This window comes from Sphingomonas sp. Leaf33 (assembly GCF_001421785.1).
Taxonomy (GTDB): domain Bacteria; phylum Pseudomonadota; class Alphaproteobacteria; order Sphingomonadales; family Sphingomonadaceae; genus Sphingomonas.
This window is the reverse complement of record NZ_LMLB01000017.1, coordinates 142,826-149,450: the sequence shown is the minus strand read 5'-3', so window position 1 is coordinate 149,450 and position 6,625 is coordinate 142,826. Positions and strand designations below refer to the sequence as shown.

Below are 6,625 nucleotides of genomic sequence, written 5' to 3'. Positions count from 1 at the left end.
GGGGGGGGGGGGGGCGTCCGGCGCATGCCGCGCCGCCCCTCCACCACGCCCTGCGGGCGCGGTTCCCCTCCCCCAGCAAGCTGGGGGAGGAATTTGTGAGCCGCGCACCTCTCACACGAACCGCACTGGACCCGCCCGGCCATCGCGTTAATCTGCGCGCCATCCTAACATCGGCATAGGCCCCTTGCATGACCTTTCGCTTGACGCTTGCGCTTCTCGCCACGACCTCCCCGGTCATGGCCACTGCCCAGACCCAGCCCGCCGCCGCCCCAGCCGGCGACACCGCCATTCTGCTTGCTCCCTGGAGCGGCCCGAACGGCGGCGTGCCGCCGTGGGACAAGGTGAAGCCGGCGATGTTCCCAGCCGCCTATGACGCGGCGATGGCGGACTATCGGCGAGAGATCCACGCGATCCGCGACAACCGCAGCAGCCCGACCTTCCAGACGGTCATCGTGCCGCTGCAACTGGCCGGCGAGACGATGAGCCGGGTCGGCGCGATGTGGGGCGTCTACACCTCCAACCTTGCGACCAAGGAGGTTCAGGACATCGACCGCGTGCTGAGCCCGAAGCTCGCCGCCTTCTACGACGAACTGACGCTCGACCCTGCACTCTTCGCCAAGATCAAGGCGGTGTATGACGGGCGCAAGACCGCCAAGCTCGATGCGCAGCAGATGCGTCTCGTCGAGCGGACCTATCGCAGCTACGTCCGCCGCGGCGCAATGCTGTCGCCCGCTCAGCGCGCACAGGTGACCCAGCTCAACCAGCAGCTCGCCACCGCCTTCACCGACTTCGGCAGCAAGCTGCTGGCAGACGAAGAGACGTGGATCGTCGTCGATGACGAAGCGCAGCTGGCGGGCGTCCCCGACAGCGTGAAGGCGGCGATGGCGGCGGCGGCGACCGCACGGCAACTACCCGGCAAGTGGGTCGTCGTGAACACGCGTTCCTCCGCGCAGCCGGTGCTGACCTACGCCCGCGACCGGGCTCTGCGCGAAAAGGTCTTCAAGGCCTTCGTCAACCGCGGCGACAATGGCGACGCGAACGACACCAAGGCGACGATCGCGCAAATCCTGAAGCTGCGGCAGGAGCGCGCCAAGCTGCTCGGCTTCAAGAATCACGCCTATTTCCGCATGGACGACACCATGGCCGAGACTCCGGCCAACGCCATGGCGCTGATGATGCGCGTCTGGCCCGCCGCGGTGGCCCGCGTCCGCGAGGAAGTCGCCGACATGCAGAAGGTGGCGGATGCCGAAAAGGCCGGCGTCACCATCCAGCCGTGGGACTATCGCTACTACGCCGAGAAGGTGCGCAAGGCGAAGTACGACCTGGATGAAAGCGAGATCAAACCGTATCTCGAACTCGGCAACATCCTGAACGGCGCCTTCTATGCCGCGGGTCGCCTGTACGATCTGGGCTTCAAGGAAAACACCGGGCAGATTCCCGTGTTCGACCCCGACGTGCGCACGTTCGAAGTGACGAACACCAAGACGGGCAAGTTCGTCGGCTATTTCTACTTCGACGCCTATGCCCGTCCCGGCAAGCGGTCGGGTGCGTGGGCGACCACGTACCGCAGCCAGCAGAAGCTGGGCGGCGACCGCACGGTGCTGGCGTCGAACAACAACAACTTCGTGAAGGGCGCACCGGGCCAGCCGACGCTCGTCAGCCTGGACGATGCGACCACCGCCTTCCACGAATTCGGCCACGCGATCCATTCGCTGTTGCAGAACGTGACCTATCCCGGCCTCGCCGGCACGCCGCGCGATTTCGTGGAGTATCCGAGCCAAGTGAACGAAAACTGGCTGCTGACCCGCGACGTGCTCGATCGCTATGCGAAGAACGCGGCGGGCCAGCCGATGCCGCAGGCGCTGGTCGACAAGATCGAGAAGTCGTCGACCTTCAACCAGGGGTTCGACACGGTCGAATATCTGTCGTCAGCGCTGCTCGACATGAAGCTGCACGATCGTGAAACGCCGGTGACCGACATCGCCGCGTTCGAGCGCGACACGCTGGCCGAGCTCGGGATGCCTAGGCAAATGGTGATGCGGCACCGTCTGCCGCAGTTCGGGCATCTGTTCTCGTCCGACGCCTATTCGGCCGGCTATTACAGCTATCTCTGGTCGGAGACGATGGACGCCGACACCTGGGCGGCGTTCGAGCAGGCGGGCGTATGGGACAAGGCGACCGCCGACCGCTTCCGCACCACACTTTTGTCGACGGGCAACGAAACCGATCGCAAGGACGCCTATCGCAGCTTCCGCGGGCGTGACCCGGATGTCGATGCGCTGTTCAAGCGCCGGGGGTTCCCGACGCGCTAGGCGCCGAGGAGCGTCGGCGCGCAGCGCGACGGCTCCGCCGCGCGGCGCCGCGCGGCCGGCGGGCCGACACTGTCGGCCCGGTCGACGACGGCGGCTTTGCCGTCGTCGCGCTGGCGAAGTGAAAGCCTCAAGCTACCCCATCCGACCCGCGGCGTATCAGCGCGAACGGCAGGATGCGGTGCTCGGGCACCGCGTCCCCCTGCCCCGCCCGGCGGTCGCGGATCAATGCGACCAGCAGGTCGATCGCGGTGCGCGCCATGTCGGCGATCGGCTGGCGGATCGTGGTGAGTTCGGGCCAGATCTCGCTCGCAAGCGCGGTGTCGTCGAAGCCGACGACGCTCAGGTCTCGCGGCACATCCAGCCCCAGCCGGTGCGCCGCCGCGACGCAGGCCGCGGCCATGTCGTCGTTGCTGGCAAAGATCGCGCTCGGCCGCTCGGGCAGCGCCAGCAGCCGTTCGGTGGCGATCGCCCCCGATCGGTAACTGTAGAGCCCCGGCGCGACCAGACCATCGTCGACAGCGATCCCCGCCGCCGCCAGCGCCTCGCGATATCCGGCGAAGCGCCGCGCGCTGGCGGTCTGGTCTGGGTTGCCGGCGATGAAGCCGATGCGGCGATGCCCCTGTTCCACCAGATGCGCGGTCATGTCGTGCGCTGCGGCGAAATCGTCGATGCCGACCGCGGCGAGCGAGGGCGGCGGCGCCCCCGACGCGACCGCGACCGCGGGCAGGCCGGCATCGGCGACCAGCGCCTGTATCTCGACATTGTCGCACAGGGGTGCGGGCAGGATGACCCCGTCGACGCCGGCACGCGCCAGCCGCGCGGCGGCCTGCGCGATGTCGTCGGCGTCGGCGCACGGCACCACGACCAGTTGCGCATTGATCCGCGTCGCCTGGTCCAGGCTGCCGAGCAGGAAGGCGCTGAGGTAGGCGGCGCTGGGGTTGGCATAGAGCAGCGCCAGCCGGACGTCGCCGGCGCTCGCCAGCGACCGCGCGGCCAGGTTGGGCGCATAGTCCAGCGCAGCGATCGCGGCGGCGACGCGCTCGCGGGTTTCGCTGCGGACATTGGTGGCGCCGTTGACGACGCGCGACACGGTCATCGGTGATACACCGGCCTGGCGCGCGACATCGTCGATCGTGGCACCGCCACGGCGGCGACGGGGGGATTTGGGTGGAGGGGCGCTGTCGGGTGGCACGCGGCCAGCGTGCGGCCAAGCGGCACCGGGCGCAAGCGGGAAGGCAAGTCGACGGGCGGATCGAGCCTTCGGATCTTCGGGTCTTCGGGCAAGCGCCCTGCGCGCCGGCCCCGTGTGAGAGGCGGCGCGCTACGCGGTTCCCGGCATCATCGGGTTCAGGCCAGGAAGCCCGGACCCGGATGGCTGCTGCCGACGACCAGCAGGACGGTGGCGGCAAAGGAGAAGAGGCTGATGGCGAACGAGCGAAGCATGGTGAAAAATCCCTCTTGAAGAATGGTCAGTAGGATGCGCGCTCAGGCGATGGTGACCTGGGGAGCCGAAGCGACGACCAGCATGGCGGTGAACAGCAGCGAACCGAGGATGGCGACGGTGGAGCGCTGCAGCGTTTCGAGGCGGAAAGTCATGTCCCTGATCCTTGTCGTGTCGAGCGCCGGTCGATCCGACGCTGATGCAAGGTACTTTGCAGGGGCCGTGCCAGTTTTCTAAGTCGTTGTTTTATAACGATCCGACAAAGTACTGGTGCAATTTACGCCAACATTGCGGCCTGATGAACGCCACATTTCGGCGTATTTTACCAAGGCGTCGGCGGGCGCTGGTCAGCCGATGCGGATCCGGTTGCGACCATCGCTCTTGGCCGCATACAGCAGCCGGTCGGCGCGCTGGAATACCGCGCGCGGATTGTCGCCGATCGCCGCTTCGGTGATGCCCGCCGACAGCGTCACCGCGCCCAGCGGCGCATCGGTTTCGCGCAGTTTGTAGCGTTTGTCGGCGATATGCGCGCGCGCAGCGTCCATGATGCCGTGGACCTGGTCGGCGCACAGGTTGGCGAACAGCACGACGAATTCTTCGCCGCCGTAGCGCGCCACGAAATGCCCCTGGCATTGTTCGGCCAGCGCGCTGCCGATCGCCTTCAGCACGCGGTCGCCGACCGCATGGCCGAACCGGTCGTTGACCGACTTGAAATGATCGATGTCGCACACCGCCAGCCAGAGCGCCTGGCCCGCGGCCACCCGTTCGGCGAACGCTTCCTCGAACGCGCGGCGGTTGGGCAGGTCGGTCAGCGGATCGCGCCGGGCATTGTCGCGCGCCTCCTCCAGCTCGGCGCGCAGCTGCGCGGCCTCACGCGTCGCCGTATCCAGCCGCGCCTCCGCCGCCTGCATCCGCTCGGCCATCCCCGCGGTCAGCCGCACCACTTCGTCGATGTCGAGCGTGCGGCGGATCGCCTCCGCGCTCGCTGCCAGATCGCGACCGAAGCCTGCGGTATCGGCGTGCAGATCCTGCACCACGTCGACGAAACCATCCAGCTGCATCTGGGTGCGCGCGACCATCTTGGCGGCTTCCGCCTTCGCCTCGTCCATCGCATCGGCGGCGGTCGCGATGTCGGCGCCCAGTTCCTCGATGTCCTTCATCGTCAGCCGGATGCCGCCATCGGTCAGCGACGCGACCGCCTTCGCCAGCGGGCTGCCCGGCTGGCTGAGGACGTTGTAGGCGAAGACATAGTTGACCGGATCGACCGACAGCCGCTGGTCGGCCAGGAACTTGCCGATCCGGTCATACAGGCCGGGCGCCGCGCCCCGCGCGCCGGTCTGCGCTACAGCGCCCCTTGCGACCCCCATGTCCGTCCGATCCCTCACCGATAATCGTGCGGGACGGTGTAGCGCGGCATTCCTAACAAGCGATTGACCAGCGCGATCAGCCGCGCTTTATCGCACGCACCGCGGCCAGCGTCTGTTCGACATGGTGCGCGGCATCCAGTTCGCTGTGGGCAAAGACGATGCGCCCGTCGCGGCCGATGACATAGCTGGTGCGGTTGGTCGCGTTGATCATCGCGCCCGACGGCGTCTTGATCTGGCGGCCCAGCGCCACGTCGTAGCCGGCGACGACGTTCGGCCCGGCGCTCGCGACTGTGAACTTGCCGGCGCATTCCTTGGTCGAGAAATCGCGCAGGACATCGACCGAATCGGCCGACATGCCCAGCACCGTCGCGCCCGCGGCCGCGAACTGCGGGATCGCCTGGGCGAAGGCGGCGGCTTCGGCGTTGCAGCCCGAGGTGCCGGCGGCCGGGAAGAAATACAGCACGACCGGCCCCTTCTTCAGCAGCTGCGCCAGATGGACGTTGACGACCTTGCCCTGGTACCCGCCGCGCGTCTTGAAGTCGGGGGCCTTGGCGCCGGGAGCCAGCGCGGCGGTGGCAGGAGCGGCGGCGAGAGCCAGGGCGGCAAGGGCAAGCAGACGGCGCATGGGCAAAAGCCTTTCGATTGGACGCGGCGAACCTAGCCGGACGCCGCGCGCTCCGCTAGTCGCCAAGTATGCCGGTTTCTCCTTCCGATCTCGCCCTCGCCCACGCCCTCGCCGATGCGGCGGGCGGGGTCATCCGCCGCTATTTCCGCGCCGACTATGGTCTCGAGACCAAGGCCGACGAAAGCCCCGTCACCCGCGCCGACCGCGAAGCGGAGGCCGCGATGCGCCGGCTGATCCTGGCCGAGGCGCCGCGCGACGGCATCGTCGGCGAGGAAGAAGGCACGACCGTCGGCACCAGCGGGCGGCAATGGGTGCTCGATCCGATCGACGGCACGCGCGCCTTCATCGCCGGCCGCCCGATCTTCGGCACGCTGATCGCCCTCGTCGAGGACGGCTTTCCCATCCTCGGGATCATCGACCAGCCGATCCTGACCGAACGCTGGGTGGGCGTCGCCGGTCGCGATACCGAACTGAACGGCAAGCCGACGCGCACCCGCCGCTGCCGCGATCTGGCCGACGCGCTGCTGGCGACGACGAGCCCGGCTCTGTTCGCCGACGACGAGCTCCACGCATTCGAACATCTCGATGCCAAGGTGCGATCGACCGTGCTCGGCGGCGATTGCTACAATTACGCCTGCCTGGCGTCGGGCTATCTCGACGTGGTGGTCGAAAGCGGTCTGAAGCTCCACGACTTCGCAGCGCTGGTTCCGGTGGTCGAGGGGGCCGGCGGCGTGATGTGCGACTGGAGCGGCGATCCGCTCCATGCCGGCAGTGCAGGCGACGTCATCGCCGCGGGCGATGCCGCGCGGGTCGAGGACATCCTGGAAGCGATGAGCTGCCGGGGGCACTGAGGCCGCGGCGAGCGCGCCGATCCGCCGTG

General features: G+C 68.2%; 5 protein-coding genes. 2 read left to right on the top strand and 3 right to left on the bottom strand.

Going from position 1 to position 6,625, the window contains the following annotated elements; translation table 11 throughout:
- The first annotated feature begins 188 nt into the window (after positions 1 to 188).
- Complete coding sequence (locus ASE86_RS13915) at positions 189 to 2,312, top strand: M3 family metallopeptidase (protein WP_056428190.1); 2,124 nt, start codon at positions 189 to 191, stop codon at positions 2,310 to 2,312.
- 127 nt (positions 2,313 to 2,439) lie between these two features.
- Here ASE86_RS13915 and ASE86_RS13910 read toward each other — a convergent pair whose 3' ends face one another.
- The 3 genes from ASE86_RS13910 to ASE86_RS13900 form a co-directional block, all read right to left on the bottom strand.
- The gene (locus ASE86_RS13910; protein ID WP_268795328.1) at positions 2,440 to 3,504 is read right to left on the bottom strand and encodes a LacI family DNA-binding transcriptional regulator; all 1,065 of its coding nucleotides are present in this window, start codon (positions 3,502 to 3,504) and stop codon (positions 2,440 to 2,442) included.
- Between the two features lie 596 nt (positions 3,505 to 4,100).
- Complete coding sequence (locus ASE86_RS13905) at positions 4,101 to 5,120, bottom strand: GGDEF domain-containing protein (RefSeq protein ID WP_056428184.1); 1,020 nt, start codon at positions 5,118 to 5,120, stop codon at positions 4,101 to 4,103.
- Positions 5,121 to 5,196: 76 nt separating this feature from the next.
- The gene (locus ASE86_RS13900) at positions 5,197 to 5,745 is read right to left on the bottom strand and encodes a peroxiredoxin (RefSeq protein ID WP_056428181.1); all 549 of its coding nucleotides are present in this window, start codon (positions 5,743 to 5,745) and stop codon (positions 5,197 to 5,199) included.
- 68 nt (positions 5,746 to 5,813) lie between these two features.
- Between ASE86_RS13900 and hisN the strand changes: the two genes are divergently transcribed.
- Entirely contained in the window at positions 5,814 to 6,596 is a 783-nt protein-coding gene (gene hisN / locus ASE86_RS13895; protein ID WP_056428168.1) for a histidinol-phosphatase, read from the top strand.
- Positions 6,597 to 6,625: the final 29 nt, after the last annotated feature.